Annotated in this window: 14 protein-coding genes and 1 pseudogene; 5 read left to right on the top strand and 10 right to left on the bottom strand. The window is 40.0% G+C overall.

Going from position 1 to position 16,932, the window contains the following annotated elements; genetic code table 11:
* Positions 1-10: 10 nt before the first annotated feature.
* From M998_RS05245 to M998_RS05255, 3 genes are all read right to left on the bottom strand, one after another.
* Positions 11-1,381, bottom strand: coding sequence for a PTS transporter subunit EIIC (locus M998_RS05245; protein ID WP_068907920.1), 1,371 nt, complete (start codon positions 1,379-1,381; stop codon positions 11-13).
* Positions 1,382-1,454: 73 nt separating this feature from the next.
* A complete protein-coding gene (gene murQ, locus M998_RS05250; protein WP_068907921.1) occupies positions 1,455-2,372 on the bottom strand; it encodes an N-acetylmuramic acid 6-phosphate etherase in 918 nt (305 codons plus the stop codon).
* A gap of 158 nt (positions 2,373-2,530) precedes the next feature.
* Positions 2,531-3,223 (bottom strand): carbohydrate-binding family 9-like protein, encoded by a 693-nt coding sequence (locus M998_RS05255; protein WP_111751004.1) that lies wholly within the window; start codon positions 3,221-3,223, stop codon positions 2,531-2,533.
* A 444-nt stretch (positions 3,224-3,667) separates the two neighbouring features.
* On the opposite strand from M998_RS05255, the gene sanA reads away from it, so the two are divergent.
* Entirely contained in the window at positions 3,668-4,372 is a 705-nt protein-coding gene (sanA, locus tag M998_RS05260; protein ID WP_068441929.1) for an outer membrane permeability protein SanA, read from the top strand.
* Positions 4,373-4,375: 3 nt separating this feature from the next.
* On the opposite strand, the gene yeiB is transcribed toward sanA, so the two are convergent.
* The 5 genes from yeiB to M998_RS05285 all read right to left on the bottom strand — a co-directional run bounded on the left by yeiB (position 4,376) and on the right by M998_RS05285 (position 9,920).
* Positions 4,376-5,545 (bottom strand): DUF418 domain-containing protein YeiB, encoded by a 1,170-nt coding sequence (gene yeiB, locus M998_RS05265; protein WP_068907925.1) that lies wholly within the window; start codon positions 5,543-5,545, stop codon positions 4,376-4,378.
* Between the two features lie 3 nt (positions 5,546-5,548).
* Positions 5,549-6,208 carry a GTP cyclohydrolase I FolE gene (gene folE, locus M998_RS05270; protein ID WP_068441924.1) on the bottom strand — a complete coding sequence of 220 codons (660 nt, stop codon included), beginning with the start codon at positions 6,206-6,208 and terminating at the stop codon, positions 5,549-5,551.
* A 212-nt stretch (positions 6,209-6,420) separates the two neighbouring features.
* A complete protein-coding gene (locus tag M998_RS05275; protein ID WP_068441921.1) occupies positions 6,421-7,317 on the bottom strand; it encodes a GntR family transcriptional regulator in 897 nt (298 codons plus the stop codon).
* A gap of 118 nt (positions 7,318-7,435) precedes the next feature.
* On the bottom strand, positions 7,436-8,881 hold the full coding sequence (locus M998_RS05280) for a tagaturonate reductase (protein WP_068907927.1): 1,446 nt from the start codon (positions 8,879-8,881) through the stop codon (positions 7,436-7,438).
* A 16-nt stretch (positions 8,882-8,897) separates the two neighbouring features.
* Complete coding sequence (locus M998_RS05285; RefSeq protein WP_068907929.1) at positions 8,898-9,920, bottom strand: zinc-binding alcohol dehydrogenase family protein; 1,023 nt, start codon at positions 9,918-9,920, stop codon at positions 8,898-8,900.
* Positions 9,921-10,384: 464 nt separating this feature from the next.
* On the opposite strand from M998_RS05285, the pseudogene M998_RS05290 reads away from it, so the two are divergent.
* The 4 genes and pseudogenes from M998_RS05290 to M998_RS05305 form a co-directional block, all read left to right on the top strand.
* Positions 10,385-11,650, top strand: a pseudogene (locus M998_RS05290) (MFS transporter); the annotation flags it as partial.
* 185 nt (positions 11,651-11,835) lie between these two features.
* The gene (gene moeA / locus M998_RS05295; RefSeq protein ID WP_068907931.1) at positions 11,836-13,077 is read left to right on the top strand and encodes a molybdopterin molybdotransferase MoeA; all 1,242 of its coding nucleotides are present in this window, start codon (positions 11,836-11,838) and stop codon (positions 13,075-13,077) included.
* Between the two features lie 5 nt (positions 13,078-13,082).
* On the top strand, positions 13,083-13,847 hold the full coding sequence (moeB, locus tag M998_RS05300; RefSeq protein ID WP_197713309.1) for a molybdopterin-synthase adenylyltransferase MoeB: 765 nt from the start codon (positions 13,083-13,085) through the stop codon (positions 13,845-13,847).
* A 181-nt stretch (positions 13,848-14,028) separates the two neighbouring features.
* Entirely contained in the window at positions 14,029-14,364 is a 336-nt protein-coding gene (locus M998_RS05305; RefSeq protein ID WP_068441907.1) for a zinc ribbon domain-containing protein YjdM, read from the top strand.
* Between the two features lie 94 nt (positions 14,365-14,458).
* Here M998_RS05305 and M998_RS05310 read toward each other — a convergent pair whose 3' ends face one another.
* Both M998_RS05310 and M998_RS05315 read right to left on the bottom strand, forming a co-directional pair.
* Positions 14,459-16,057 carry an ABC-F family ATPase gene (locus M998_RS05310; RefSeq protein WP_068441904.1) on the bottom strand — a complete coding sequence of 533 codons (1,599 nt, stop codon included), beginning with the start codon at positions 16,055-16,057 and terminating at the stop codon, positions 14,459-14,461.
* 338 nt (positions 16,058-16,395) lie between these two features.
* Positions 16,396-16,857 (bottom strand): GNAT family N-acetyltransferase, encoded by a 462-nt coding sequence (locus M998_RS05315; RefSeq protein ID WP_068907933.1) that lies wholly within the window; start codon positions 16,855-16,857, stop codon positions 16,396-16,398.
* Between the last annotated feature and the right edge of the window lie 75 nt (positions 16,858-16,932).

The following is a 16,932-nucleotide window of genomic DNA, read 5'->3' on the forward strand; positions in this document are numbered from 1 at the left end:
TTCCTTTTAATTATTTTTCTGGATCATTGAAGCCTATTATCATACTGGCAATGAAACCGACAATCCATGCACCTGCAACGGCAATTAAGAAATCAAGGATTTGCCCATCCCCGACTAATGGGATCAATGATAAGCCAGCGGTACCAAATGGGATGATAATACCGACATGAAAGAACGCCATTAATGCGCCCCCCGCGGCACCCCCGATACAACCGGCAATAAAGGGCTTACCTAATGGTAGTGAGACACCAAAGAGTAAGGGTTCCCCAACACCAAAGATACCTACCGGCAATGCGCCTACTAAGGTTTTTTTCAAGCGTTGGTTTTTAGTTTTTAGGAATACCCAGAAACACGAACCCACTTGCCCCATTCCACCCATCGCGAGAATAGGAAAGAGATAGTTAAGCCCAAAGGTTTGCAAAATTTCAGCATGAATGGGGATAAGCCCTTGATGCAAACCCGTTAGCAGTAGGAATAAGAAACTACCACCTAGGATCCCTCCGGTTGCAATAGCCCCGCTGCCACTGTCAAGTAACGCAACAGATACGCCCTGTGCCAAGATTTGGTTCAAATAATGACCGGCTGGCTGGAAGACAATAATCGCCACCATGGCAGAGACGAGGATCGTCAAAAAAGGTGTGATGATAAGGTCGAGGCTCTCTTTGATAATACTTCTAAACCATACTTCAAATTTGGAAGAAAATACAACCACCATCAAAACAGCAAAAATACCGCCACTATTAGGCTGTAATTTCTCACCAAACAGGGTGATATCGGCAAGTCCTGGCATAGAAAGTAACCCCGCCATTACTGCACCAATAGAAGTTGATGCCCCCAATTCTTTCGCCGTATTCATACCAATCATAATAGAAAGATATACAAATACCGCACTGCCAATAAGTTTCAATAATTTGAACAGTTCAGGGAATTGATCGACAACACCCGGCGCCACAAGACGCACGATATTGATTAGACCCATGATCAGACCACATCCAATCAATGCGGGAATGGTGGGCACAAATATAGCCGCTAATGTATTTAGCGTTCGGCGAATTGAAAACCCTTTTTTCTCCGCGATAGGCGGTGTGTTATCACTATCAGCACGGGTAGATACACTGCCCTGCATGTGTTTATTCAGCACAGTGAATACTTTTGCCGCGGTTCCCATGCCAACAATCACTTGTTGCTGTTCACCATTAAAGATAACCCCTTTCACACCTTCGACTTGTTTAAGTGCTTGTGCGTCAAATTTGGTATTATCTTTTAAAACCAAGCGAATACGTGTCATACAATGTGTTAATGTCGCCACATTTTCAAAGCCGCCCGCGTATTTTTCTATTTCTCTGGCGAGTACTTCCAGATGCTCTATTTTATTAGCCATAATATTCCCCTGGTGTCGACTAAATCATGCTCTATTGGTATTAGCATGACCTACCATCACACTATCCCATTATTTAACGATGAGTTTCCAACATGCTATCCAACGTGGTGTGCGGATGCTGTTGAACAATCTCTGTTGCTTGCTGTGCATTAATATGGAGTTCATACATTAAAATTGCGCGCCGTGGGTGGTAATCCACTTGTTTTAATAATTGTGCGGCAGTTTCTATATCAATGCCGCACACTTCACCAACTATGCGTTCTGCTCGGCGCAGTAACTTAATATTACTCGCGACGACATCAACCATTAAATTAGTATGAATACGACCTAAACGCGCCATGACACAAGTACTTAGCATGCCTAAGATCATTTTTTGTGCGGTACCACTTTTCATCCGGGTTGAGCCTGATAACACCTCAGCCCCCACGTCTGGTGCAATCACATACTGAGCAATTTCACTGAGCAAGCCCCGCCCACGCGTTGTGATAGCAACCGTTAATGCGCCAATTTTATTACCGTATTCAACCCCCGATAATGTAAATGGTGTTCGGCCACTTGCCGCTATCCCAATAACGACATCTTTTTCACATAAATGACGTTTTTTTAATTCATCAACTGATGCTTCCGTTGAATCCTCAATGTTTTCAACCGCCTTTAACATTGCCTCTTGGCCCCCCGCAATGATTGACTGTACCAATTCGGGTGATGTACCAAAGGTTGGTGGGCATTCTGCACTGTCTAAAACGGCCAATCTGCCACTCGTGCCAGCACCGACATAAAAAAGCCTTCCTCCTAGCTTTAAGCGTTCGGCAATGGCATCAATGGCATCGGCAATTGCCGGTAGAACTTGTTGGATCGCGCTTGCAACAGTGCTATCCGCTTGATTGATCGCTGCGACCATAGAAAATGTCTCCAAACGAGAAAACTGTAATGTTTCCTGATTGAATTCATTTTGCAGGCAGTTGTTCAGTGTATTTTCAGCTAGGGACATTGATTTACCTTCATTGAAATTATATTTCATTAAAAATTACTATTTATGAATTTTAATTTCAACTTAAATTATCATTAAATCTAAGCTTAATTAACTTACGTGATCACTCTCACAATTTACTGGGATTTGCCGGTAACCAGCCGTCACCGACAATCAAATTATTTAACGAATTTGCAGTTACCAAAAGCGGATGGGATGTGGAAGTCTGGTTTTACAGAATCAGGTTTAATCCAGCTGATCCATTTACGGACTTGCTTAGGTTCGCCAGCACTAAATTCACCACGAAGGATCGCACACATTAGGGTTTTCTTATCAGCATCTTGCCATAAATTAAGGCGTGTAAATTCGTCAAGATCGATTTTTCCTGTTAAAACATAGCCGGCAGGTGTAATTTCCCCGACGGTTTGTAGCGTTTCCCAATTCCAACTTGGGTCAACCTCGCGATAGAAATTGGCTTTCGCATCGAATGTTCGGCCTTTAGGATCCATTTCTGCTGTGTAATACGGCTTCAATTCAGGACTTGTTGCAAAGAAAAGTTCGACGCGATCTGAGTCTAATACTGCTTGGTCTTTATCAGGATCATCGCCTAACTGAATATCTTTATCATCTGCGATAAAACGAAAATAGAGCGCATCATCACTCCAGAGTGCCCGAAAATCGGTTTTTGGTGGTGCTTCTTTTTCCCATGGGTAAATAAAGTCAGTCAGCACTTCCGCTTGCTCCCACACGGCTGCGCTTTTTGCATCATTCAATGATTTTATCTGTTGCGTGTGATTAATTTGATAGTCTTTCGCTGCCACGCTTGCTGTAACTAACATTGCGGTAGCCGCTAACAGTGTTTTTAGTTTCATACTTTCCTCGCGTATCAGATAATAAAGTTTGTTTTTATGCATTTCACTGCCTTTGTCGCTAACTCAATCAGTTATAGACAAATTAAGTTCAGTTGTTAAGAAATTAAATTTCATAACTTATAATTAATATAGAATTAAAATTTCAAAACAAACAGTCTCTATCACCATAAAACTATCGCTCTGTGAGGTAGCTCACTTTCCAATTGAGACTAAAAACACCTTTTTTACAGACCTAGTAATTGGAATTCAGTATAATTTTAGGCTGATATTTGTATTATCTAAGTTAGGCCAAACTATCGATAAAAATAGCGTGTTAAATTAAACAATCTAACGCTATGCGGGTATTTAGGGGCTTATTGACACGACTTTACGTTATGCGACTTGCGTCACTAATTTAACTCAAGTAGCCTAATCACTATGACTATTTTTTTTCAAGGCTAGGACATGAGGAAGCGTCTGCTTTATGGTCTGTTAATTTTCGCAGGGATAGCTTTTGCCACTGTTATTTTACTCGACCGTTGGATTGGCTGGGACACTGCACCCTATATCTATGAAGATGTAGAACAACTTCCTGCACGAGATGTTGGAATGGTACTTGGCACATCTAAATATTATGCATCTGGCGTCACAAATCTCTACTACACCTATCGAATCAAAGGTGCTGCAGAGGCGTACCACAGCGGAAAAGTAAAATATTTACTGCTAAGTGGTGACAATGGTGCTCATAACTACAATGAGCCGATTGCCATGCGTAAAGACCTAATAAAAGCCGGTGTTCCTGCCTCTAAAATCGTGCTCGACTTTGCGGGTTTTAGAACGCTGGATTCGGTAGTTCGTACCAAAAAAGTATTTGATACTGATAATTTCACTATTATCACTCAACGCTTTCACTGTGAAAGAGCGGTATTTATCGCCAAGCATAAAGGGATAGATGCACAATGCTTAGCGGTTCCAACGCCGCAAGGTATGTACAAAGTTCGCGTTCGCGAAGTATTTGCGCGCCTTGGTGCACTTGCAGATTTATATATTCTGAAACGTGAGCCTAAATTTCTAGGGGAGCAAGAATCTATTCCGGCCCCCATAAAAATGCCTGACGGAATTAAAGGCTATCCGGCTGTTTCACCTGATGAAATCAATAAATTGAATTAATTTTTATTGGTTTATTGTTGCGAGATAAAGCTTATCAGTTAGTTTTCGCCAGCACCATTCAACTGGCCCCTGTTTGAAAGTACGTAACCAGTAATAAGAAAAAGCGAGGTTAACGAACCAAATAGGGGCAATAAAGCCTAATAATTCAATCCGGTTAAATTGATTAAAATAACTTAGATGAAAGAAAATTATTGTACAGATAAGCGTTTGCAACAAGTAGTTACTCAATGCCATTCTCCCTACATTCTGCAATAATTTTGCTATTAAACTATTTTTGAGCCTATCCCAAAAACCATAAATAAGCGCAATATATCCTAAAGATTGTAACGGGATCATTAGCTCATTGATGATATAACCAACAATTGAAGTCGCAAAAAAACTCCATAAATATACGCTTTGAAAATATAGAGAAATAATTTGAATGACGAATGCTGGAGGGATTAGAATAAGCGCCATACGGCGATAATGTTGTTGGCTAAATAACCCTCTCAACCAACCATTTCTCATCAATAGCGCACCGATAATCATCAATGCAAGTAATTGCCATCCATATTGAATAAACAGCATTTCTATCATCAATAACATGCCTTCTGCTCGAGCCGTTAAGCTTTCTAGACCACCCGCGACAGTCTGCCCCACTTCAAAAAACACTTGTTCTTCCGTCGACTGCCAATGGTCAGTAGGATCAATGGCACTACCAAGGATAAATAAAATAATTAACCCTATGATATAAATGGCAGAAGAGAGCTTTAATAAGGCCGTATCACTGTAATGCTCTAGCATATAAATGGCCGCTAATCCCGTTAATGAATAAGCGAGAAGAATGTCGCCATCCCAAAAGCCAATCCCATGAATTAACCCTAACATGGCTAATATTAATAACCTGCACTGATTCCAACGTGTTGAGCGCTGATGCAGTAAAGCAAGCGTTGCGCCAAATAATAAGGAGAAAATAGCGAGCACTTTACCTTGAAAAAAAAGATTAAAAACGCCCCATACAATGGCATCAGGAGTCGAAGTGGTTAAAGTATAAAACGGATTAAGGTATGCCGTTTGAGGCAATGCAAAAGCAAAGATATTCATTAAAAGAATACCTAATATTGCGATGCCGCGAACAGTATCAAGCTGATCAATACGCCCTTTTGGGGCGATTGAAGATCGGAATTCACGCATCAATTAATTATGACGCACCGCACGTAAAAACTCTTGACGCGTATTTTGGCTAGATTTAAATAATCCACCGAGAGAGGTCGTAGTTGTGGCACTAGTTGCATCACGAATACCCCGCGCCTTTACGCAATAATGTACTGCATCAATTGATACGGCGACATTATTTGTTCCAAGCAAGGTTTGTAATGCCAACAAAATTTGCTGTGTTAGGCGCTCTTGCACCTGTGGGCGCTGAGAAAAGAACTGTACGATACGATTGATTTTAGATAAACCAATCACTTTATCTTTTGGTATGTAAGCCACTATCGCTTTACCATCAATAGTCACAAAATGGTGTTCACAAGTACTCGTCAATGTAATGTCACGAACCGTCACCATTTCATCAACTTTCATCTTATTTTCGATCAATGTAATTTTGGGGAAATTGGCATAATCGAGCCCTGAAAAAATTTCATCAACATACATTTTTGCTATACGGCGAGGCGTATCCGCTAAGCTGTCGTCGGTTAAATCGAGATTCAGTAACTTCATAATCTCTGTCATATGCCCTTCAATCAGTTGCTTACGATCTTCGCCTGATTTTGGCTGAATACGCAACGGGGTTTCAAGCCCTCTCGCTTCCAAAGCAGCATGAACTAATTCGGCCTCTTTACTCAGAGATGACATGTATCCTCCACAAGTGGTGAAACTATTTTTATAAAATGCAGGTGTTGAAGTACTCTAAAACAGCAGGTGTAGATAATCCAGCACTACCTCGGCATTTACAGTGAAATATTTGCATAAGCTGATGCGAATTTATTCAACTTTCAAATGTATTATTCTGTAGACCCATGCAGGGTAAGCGACTACTGCACTATTCGGCACTATTTGGCATGATTTTATCGATTAAGTGAACGTATCATTGATTGTTTTGCGGTATTTAAATGATTACGTAACTCATTAGCTGCCTGTAAATCACAATGACTAACAATCGCGCTGAGAATAGTCATATGCTCCTCAATCGCTAAAATATTTCGTTGCCGAAGGTCACTATCATCCCATTGATAATGAAAATGAAAAATAATTGTCACCATATCCAATGACTGTTCAAAAAAAGGATTATCTGCCGCCGAAAGTAATAAGGAATGAAATTTACGGTCTAACTCGGAAAAAGTGCGATAATTATCAACAACCGTTTCTCTTAATTCCCTGTGCTGATATAAAAGTTCTTTTGCTTGAACCCAACGTTTATCCTCTTTTGGTAGATTCATAAATCGTGTTAAAGCGTGTGTTTCTAATAGCTCACGTAATTCAAATAATTTCTCGGCATAATTTTGCTCAAATTTCTTTAAACTCCATAATCCCCTACGTATATTTTCAATGAGATTATAACGTGAGAATCGTAGTAAAAACTCCCTAACGGCAACAGGGCTCACGTTCGCTCGGTGAGCCAATTGCAGTTCCGTAAATTTATCACCGGGTTGGAGTTCTCTTCGTTGGATCATCTTGTAGAAAAAAGATTCAAATTCATCAAGTTGAATATCGGGTAAATCAATAATTGTATCAAGAAGATCATCATCATTTGGCTCTCTAATGAGAACATAATCGTTACCAACACAGGCTAAAATTTCTTTTTTTGTGAGGTAATTTAGCACATGGCGGATAGTGGTACGGCTAACATTATACATATCAGCAAGTAACGATTGAGAGGGTAAAGGCGAGCTTATATGCTGATGGCGAATAGCATCAATAAATTGATTGATAACTTTATGTCGTAGATTTTGTGTTCTTGCCATATTGATATCCAACATCTCAGTATGTTGACTAAGAAACCACATATTTAATATGGTGATAATACGTCCATTGTGCCACTGCTTCGATGCAATGACACAATAGCACTAGTGAATAAAATAATTAATTAAGTTTATTTAATGCTGCCCGCATACCTTGATTTAAAATAGCATCAATTTGTTTAGATACCTTATCAACTAATTCTTCATTTTGGCTTAAATCCTGTTCCCAATGTTTTTTATCGGAGAGAACAGTACTGACAAACTCTTTTGAACTGATGCTATCACCGACTTTAGGCCATAATTGTGCAAAGCGGGTTAACCAAATCTCATCATCTTGCAAAGGGTAAACCTCGCCTGAACGCTGACCCCGATAAAAAATAAGCAGTGCCGCAAGTGCAAAACATAACCGTTCAGAGACATATCCCTGATGAATACCCGCCATAAGTTGTGGCAATAAACGCGTTTTAAATTTAGTCATGCTATTTAAAGCAATAGAAAGTAGTTGATGCTGAATATAAGGGTTCTGAAAGCGCCCGGTCACAGCATCAGCAAAAGTGCGTAACTCAGCTTCAGGTAAATCTAAAACAGGAATAATGTCATCATTCAATAATTTCTCGATAAACAATTTAACATCTTTATCTTCCATCGCTTGGCCTACCGTATTTAACCCACATAACCAAGCAATCGGCACCATCGCTGTATGTGCGCCATTAAGAATAGCAACTTTACGCTCTTTATACGGTTTAATATCATCAACGATATGAACATTCATTGGATATTTATCAATACATAATTTTTGGGCTAACCAATCAGGGCCTTGAATAACAAATAAATAAAAATACTCTGCTGTATCAACAAATTCATCTTGATAGCCTAACTCTTGTTGAATTGATTCAATTTCATCACGAGGATAACCCGTTACAATTCTATCAACGAGTGTTGAACAAAATGTATTTGCTGTTTCTATCCATTCAACAAACGCTTTTGGTAATTTCCATTCGAGTGCATAACGCAGAATAATTTCTTTTAAAGCTTCACCATTATAGTCAATCAATTCACAAGGAATAATGACCCAGCCTTTATCTCTATCCCCATTAAAATGATTGAAGCGAGCAAATAATAATTGAGTGAGTTTAGCGGGATAACTTATCGGTGGTGTATCATCAATTTTATCATTTGGGTTGTAGCTAATCCCAGCTTCAGTGGTATTCGAAAAAACAAATTGAATATTTTTATCTTTAGCAAGCGCAAGATAGCTATCATGCTCTTTATATACATTTATTTCATTATTAACTGACCTAATAAGTCGTGATTCACTGACTTTCTCGCCTTTTTCATTTAATCCGCGAATAAGTGTCGTATACAAGCCATCTTGGCAATTCAACGAAGGTGGAAAATCAGTATTAATAGGACGAATAATAGTTATTCCAGCATTAAGATCTGTTTTCTCATTTAAAACATCAACTATCCAGTCAACAAATGCGCGTAAAAAATTTCCTTCACCAAACTGAATAATACGTGTTGGAAAACGTGCACCTGGAAAATTTTCTCGATTTAATTTTTTCATCTTCAGCTCTCCGAAATTAAAATTGAATAACGCCTTTAATCAATTCATGATTATTGATAACGTCTTTTTCATATATTTCGGCGAGTGAGCTAAATGAATAATGGTGTGTAAGCATCATATTTGCATTGAGCTTATTGTTTGCCATTAGTCTGCCTACTTTTTCAAAATCTTCTGGCGTCGCATTTCGGCTCCCCATCATGGTAGTTTCTTTTTTATGAAAATCAGGATCTGAAAATTGCAGGTCTCCTTTAAATAAACCGACAAATACAATCGTTCCACCATGGCGAATTAAGTTAACACTGTTATTCATCGCGTGCTGATTACCTGTCGCATCAATAACCTTTAATGGTAAAGCCCCTGAAAAATATTCTCTTAACTGACTTTCAAAGTTGTCGGCAGATGGATCAATCGTAGATAACGATAAATTTTTAGAAACGTGTTCACGCCGAGCTGCGCTGGTATCAGCAACCACAACTTGGGCACCATCGGCAGCAGCGATAGCGGCAACACCAAGGCCAATAGGACCTGCACCAACAACCAGTACCGCCTCATTAGCTTGAACATCCGCTCGACGCACAGCATGAGCACTGATAGCAAAAGGCTCTATTAGTGCCGCTGCATCAGCTTCAATACCTTCTGCTAATAATAAATTCGCTACAGGTACATTTAAATAATCAGCGAAACCACCATCTTCATGCACACCAATAACCGAAATATTTTCACAGCAATTTGTGCGGCCACTGAGGCAAGAAGGACATTTATAACAAGCCACATAAGGAATAACCGCAACCTGCTGGCCGACTTTAAACTCAGATTGCCCCGAGCCTAATTGAACAATTTCACCACAAATTTCATGACCTAGAACTCTAGGATAACTGAAAAAAGGTTGATTTCCCGCCCATGCATGAATATCGGTTCCGCATATTCCCACTGTTTTGATTTTAATTTTCGCTTCGTTCGATGAAGGCGCTAGAGCGGCACGTTTTTCCCAAACTAATTTTTTAGGTTCTAAGCAAACTAATGTATTGATGATTGACATAATGCTCTCCTTATTTGTATTGCAATTAATTTCAGCCAAAAAAGAGCAAAAAAACGTTATATCAATTTAGTTTGTGATGGAATACGCATAAACCTGAACTAAATGTGTTTTTTATTTATAAAGTACCAATAAATATGATTTTTATTTATTAAGTACCAATAAAAAACAGTAATTTTCTATCAAGCGCACGGATCAATGAAATTATCAGTTATAAATATATCTTCCTGCCTATTCTCAAGTTGAATTAAATAAATCAGTTCTTAACAAGGGAAATCCTTGAGTCAAAAAATAAATAAAAAACAGAGATAGATAAAGCTTTGATGATTATCTAATCAGTAATAAACTTACTGTAAAATAAGGAGTTAGGCGTGGAGAACAAAGATAATACTCTCAACCCTCAAGCTAATTTAAATACCATAAAAAAAACCGATATACCCCAAGAACAAAATGCTATCCCCATAAAAAGTAAACGTTTAAAACGGATACAAATGACAGCAATGATACTTTTATTTTTAGCGGCTGTTATTAATTACCTTGATAGAAGCTCACTTTCGGTTGCCAACCAAACTATTCGTGATGAATTAGGTTTAAGTGCCACTGAGATTGGTATCTTACTTTCGGTTTTTTCATTTGCTTATGGCATAGCCCAGCTTCCCTGCGGCCCATTATTGGATAGAAAAGGGCCTCGCTTAATGTTGGGGATAGGGATGTTTTTTTGGTCACTTTTTCAAGCCTTATCTGGATTAGTGCAAACCTTTTCTCAATTTGTTCTCGCTCGTATCGGTATGGGAATTGGTGAAGCACCAATGAATCCCTGTGGCGTGAAAGTGATAAATGACTGGTTCAATATTAAAGAGCGTGGTCGACCAATGGGCTTTTTTAATGCGGCATCAACGATTGGTGTCGCCATCAGCCCCCCTTTACTTGCTGCAATGATGCTGGTTATTGGCTGGCGAGGGATGTTTGTTACCATCGGCGTATTAGGTATATTTCTCGCTATCGGTTGGTACATGCTGTACAGAAACCGTGAAGATATTGCCTTAAATAGTGAGGAGCAAGACTACTTAAATGCAGGCAGCGTCAATACTCAACGTAATCCGCTCAGTTTTGCTGAATGGCGAGGGTTATTTCGTAACCGCACCATGTGGGGAATGATGCTCGGCTTTAGTGGTATTAACTATACTGCTTGGCTTTATTTAGCATGGTTACCCGGCTATTTACAATCTTCCTATAACCTTGATTTAAAAAGCACGGGAATGATGGCAGCCATCCCTTTCCTATTCGGGGCTGCGGGAATGCTCATTAATGGATATGTGACGGATAGTCTAGTCAAAAAAGGCATGGAGCCCTTAAAAACAAGAAAAGTGAGCATTGTTATTGGAATGGTACTTTCCGCATTATTCACCTTCATCGTGCCACAAGCAACAACCTCGATGTCTGCCGTATTACTTATTGGTATGGCGCTGTTTTGCATCCACTTTGCGGGCACTTCCGCATGGGGGTTGATTCATGTCGCTGTTGCTTCGAGAATGACCGCTTCTGTGGGCAGCATTCAAAACTTTGCTAGCTTTATATGTGCTTCATTTGCACCTATTGTGACGGGATTTATCCTCGATAAAACCAACTCTTTTAACTTAGCATTAATTATTTGTAGTTGTGTAACCTTATGTGGCGCACTGGCTTATGTATTTTTAGTCCGCCAACCGATTATTGATACTAACGCTAACTAATCTAAGATGAGCCTCATATCTGACTGAGGCTCATCTTCATTATTTTAAATCACATCAATCAATCTATCTAAAAGCTATCTCGAATCAATTTCTATTCATTCACCCACTGGCTAATCTCTGACATAATAAGCAGCACTAACCAATTTTAAGCCTCTAAGGCAAAATGATAATGGGGTAACTGCATTATGGATCAGAGCCATACTAAAGATTTGATTTCTCTTGAGCTTGCACTCGAAAAATTACTTTCACAAACACCCGTGATAACTCAAACAGAAATTATTCCACTCACTGATTCTGCTCAACGCATTATCGCCACTGACCTAATATCTCCCATTAATGTTCCCCCATTTGATAACTCTGCAATGGATGGCTACGGTCTACGTTTTGATGATTGGGACGGCACAACACCGATGCCTGTTGTTGGCAAATCATTTGCAGGCAACCCAATGCAAGGGCCATTAGAAAAAGGGGGCTGTGTCCGCATTATGACAGGCGCGCCTATCCCTCAAGGCGTTGATACTGTAGTGATGCAAGAATCCACTGAACAAACCGAACAAGGGATTCTTTTTACTCAACCATTTAAAAAAGGCAGTAATATTCGTAAAGTTGGTGAGGATATCGTCCAAGGAAAGCCTGTTTTCCCTGCGGGAACCTTGCTTTCAACCGCTCAACTGCCGCTAATTGCCTCTTTAGGCATTAGTGATGTCACGGTATACCGTCGTTTAAAAGTGGCCGTTTTTTCTACCGGCGATGAACTTCAAGCTGTCGGTAAGCCGCTTGCTGATGGGCAAATTTATGATACCAACCGCTTCGCTGTTCGTTTGATGTTAGAAAAATTAAATTGCCAAGTATTGGATCTGGGTGTCATTCCGGACTCGCCAGAAAAACTGAAGCAGACCTTTATTGAAGCCAATAGCCAAGCAGATTTAGTGATCAGCAGCGGTGGCGTTTCTGTTGGGGAAGCGGATTACACCAAACAGATACTTGATGACCTCGGCCAAATTGGTTTTTGGAAGTTAGCGATTAAACCAGGTAAACCTTTTGCCTTTGGTAAGCTCAGTTCCGCCTGGTTCTGTGGATTACCGGGTAATCCGGTTTCCGCAGCACTGACTTTTTATCAGCTGGTTCAGCCACTCATTGCACGCCTTTCAGGCCATAGCCAATGGAAAGCCCCTATTCGTTTCAAAGTTCCCGTAACGACGCCATTAAAAAAATCACCGGGACGATTGGATTTTCAGCGTGGAGTTTTAACCTCCAATGAACAAGGACAATTGCAGGTTGAAACTACAGGACATCAAGGTTCTCATATCTTTAGCTCATTTAGCCAAGCGAATTGCTTTATCGTTCTAGAAAGAGAACGTGGTCATGTCGCTGCAGGCGAAATGGTTGAAGTTGAAATGTTCAATTACTTATTGAAAAGTGAATAATACCCGTGCAAGAACTTAGCGATGATGAAATGCTGCGTTATAACCGTCAAATTATACTTCGAGGGTTTGATTTTGACGGCCAAGAAAAACTGAAAGCCAGTACGGTGTTAGTGATCGGCTTAGGGGGTCTTGGTTGTGCCGCAACGCAGTACCTTGCCGCGGCAGGCATTGGGCATTTGACCTTAGTTGATTTTGATACAGTGTCATTGTCAAATCTGCAAAGGCAAACGCTTCACCGTGACGCGACCATTGGCGAGCCAAAAGTTGACTCTGCAAAATCACAGCTTGCAGCTATCAATCCACACATTCACATAGATACCATCAATGCTCAACTCGATGATCAGCAACTTGATGCCTTAATCATTGATCACCATGTGGTGCTTGATTGTACCGATAATGTCGCAATACGTGAGCAGTTAAACCGTTTATGCCTAGCGCATAAAAAACCACTCGTTTCCGGTGCTGCCATTCGTATGGAAGGGCAACTTGCAGTATTTACCTATGATGACGATGCCCCTTGTTATCACTGTTTAAGCCGTTTATTTGGTGAAAATAGTTTAACCTGCGTTGAAGCCGGTGTGATGTCGCCATTAGTCGGTACCATTGGCACCCTCGAAGCCATGGAAACGATTAAATTGCTAACGCAATACGGTAAAGTCATCACCGGTAAAGTATTACTTTTTGATGCAATGACGATGGATTTTCGCCAATTCAAACTTCGTAAAGATCCTCATTGTGAAGTTTGCGCTAACAGCCCCTTATCAGTCTAATTTTCGGTGGCGAGATAATCTCGCTACCTCTCCTTCAATGTAACATGCCGTCAAAAAAATTAAGAATAATCCGAAAAAATGATTTTATTGGCCTTTAACCTTATACTATCCCTCTTTCGTGGTGATAGTGCACAGACTCATCACCACATTTTATTTTTGATAAGTTACTGAGAATATTATTATGCAATTCCCTCCTTGCCCAAAATGTCAGTCTGAATACACCTACACTGATAACGAAATGTATGTCTGTCCTGAGTGTGCACATGAATGGAATGATGCCGAAGCTGTTGAAGAAACTGATGAGCTAATCGTTAAAGATGCAAATGGTAACTTGTTAGTAGATGGCGATACCGTCACGGTTATCAAAGATCTTAAAGTGAAAGGCAGCTCAACAATGCTGAAGATTGGAACTCGCGTGAAAGGGATCCGTTTAGTCGAAGGCGATCACAACATTGATTGTAAAATTGATGGTTTTGGTCAAATGAAACTAAAGTCTGAGTTTGTGAAAAAGAACTAAGTTAGTTAAAAGTAGCTTCTTCAGAAATAAATTAGCCCCTTCCGCTTTACTGCCATGAAGGGGCTATTTGTATTCTACAAAGCAAATTTTTGGTTTAGAGAACTACGCCTTGACTCGCCAGATACTCATCATAAGTACCTTTAAAATCAATCACTTTATCTTCTCTAATTTCGATAATACGGCTTGCTAGTGAGCCCACAAATTCACGGTCATGGGATACAAAAATCAGTGTTCCTTCGTACATTTCAAGGGCAAGGTTCAATGATTCGATAGATTCCATATCTAAGTGGTTGGTTGGCTCATCCATAATAAGCACATTTGGCTGTTGCATCATCAATTTACCAAATAGCATACGGCCTTGTTCACCACCAGATAGAACCGAAACTTTTTTCTTGATGTCATCTTGGGAGAACAGTAAACGACCAAGAATGCTGCGTACTGCTTGCTCGTCATCCCCTTCGCTTTTCCACTGACTCATCCAATCAAACACATTCAAATCAATAGCAAATTCATCCGCATGATCCTGTGCATAATAGCCAATATTGCTATTTTCTGACCACTTAACGGTACCGTTAGTCGCAGCATGCTCACCAACCAATGTTTTCAAAAAGGTGGTTTTACCGATACCATTCGCACCGATAACCGCCATTTTCTCGCCAACTTCAAGCAGTAAATTCAAGTTTTTGAATAAAGGAGCTTTACCATAACCATTGCTCACATCTTCTAACTGAAGCGCGTTACGGAACAGTTTTTTCTCTTGCTCAAAACGAATAAATGGGTTTTGACGGCTTGATGCTTTTACTTCATCTAATTGAATTTTATCAATTTGACGTGCACGAGATGTCGCTTGTTTGGATTTAGATGCGTTGGCACTAAAGCGGCTAACAAAGGATTGTAACTCTGCAATTTGTGCTTTTTTCTTCGCATTATCAGAAACTAAGCGTTCTCTAACTTGTGTCGCCGCAATCATGTATTCGTCATAGTTACCCGAAAAGAGACGCAGCTCACCATAGTCTAAATCGGCCATATGAGTACAAACGGTATTCAAGAAGTGCCTATCATGGGAAATAATAACCATAGTGCAGTCACGGTCATTTAGCACTTGCTCCAACCAACGAATGGTATCAATATCCAAGTTATTCGTTGGCTCATCAAGCAACAAAATATCTGGATTTGCAAACAGTGCTTGAGCCAAGAGAACACGTAATTTCCAACCAGGAGCGACTTCACTCATTGGCCCATAATGTTGCTCAACAGGAATACCAACACCAAGCAGTAATTCGCCAGCACGAGACTCTGCGCTATAGCCATCCATTTCGCCATAAGCGACTTCAAGATCAGCAACACGGTAGCCGTCTTCTTCGCTCATCTCAGGCAATGCGTAGATACGGTCACGTTCTTGTTTTACATTCCAAAGCTCAGCATGTCCCATGATAACAGTATCAAGCACGGTAAATTCTTCGAATGCAAACTGGTCTTGGCGTAGTTTACCAATACGTTCATTCGGATCTGTCACGCTCACATTACCGGCAGAAGGAATTAAATCGCCACCCAAAATTTTCATGAATGTTGATTTACCTGCGCCATTCGCGCCAATCAAACCGTAGCGGTTACCCGTTCCAAATTTAACTGAAATATTTTCAAACAGCGGCTTACTGCCAAACTGCATAGTGATATTGTTTGTCGTTAACACTTCTATGCCTTACTTAAATTAATCTGTATGTAGTGATACCCGCTATACCTTAAATAATTCGAGCTGCATGAAGGCGTTAAGCGTAGCTATTTCATGAAGAACTATTTTCGTTCATGCAACACAAACCCGATAGCATGAACATACTGCGCAATACAGGTCGCAAATAGCCACCCTGATTTGAAGTATGACGGGGATAAATAGCGGCGCATTATGCCACAACTCGATGCTTAGGTCTCGCAGAGTTTAGTACGTTTTTTAGCACGCCGGGCTAAAACTGGATTTTGATTTGATGTTTTAAATAAAAAGATCTGTCCTTATTTTATACTGACCTCTTTATGCTAAATTTTAATCCCCATTGTCCGCGTTATTTCTGTTAACCCTTCTCGTTCATAAAATTTAATCGCTCTACGATTTTGAGAAAGTACAGAAAGTTCCAAGTGACTTAGTTGATTACACTTCGCCCATTCTTTCATTTCATTCAGCAAGTTATGCCCTACTTTTTCACCTCGAAAATTAGGCTCAACCACCAAATCAAAAACATAAGCAAAGTCTCTAGCTACCATACAATTGAAAGGGGCAGCTGATTGTTTTTGTGCAATACAGAAGCCTTTTATCTGTCCTTCAACATCAGCAACAATAAGGTGAAACTTTACGTTATTTATGGCTTCTTCAATAAATTCAGGTTGTTGTTCCGCTGACTGTATCCGTTCATTATCCAGCGCAGCCATTTCTGAAAATAATAGTTGGTATAAATCGAGGATCCCATGAAGGTCATTTTTCACTGCTTTTCTTATCTTCATTTACCTATCCTTAATTTACTGCTGATTTTAATTAATACTATATCCAAAACAATTCAAGTTGCATAAGGCCAGCCA

Origin of the sequence: Providencia heimbachae ATCC 35613 (genome assembly GCF_001655055.1) — a bacterium.
In the GTDB taxonomy this organism is placed as follows: domain Bacteria; phylum Pseudomonadota; class Gammaproteobacteria; order Enterobacterales; family Enterobacteriaceae; genus Providencia; species Providencia heimbachae.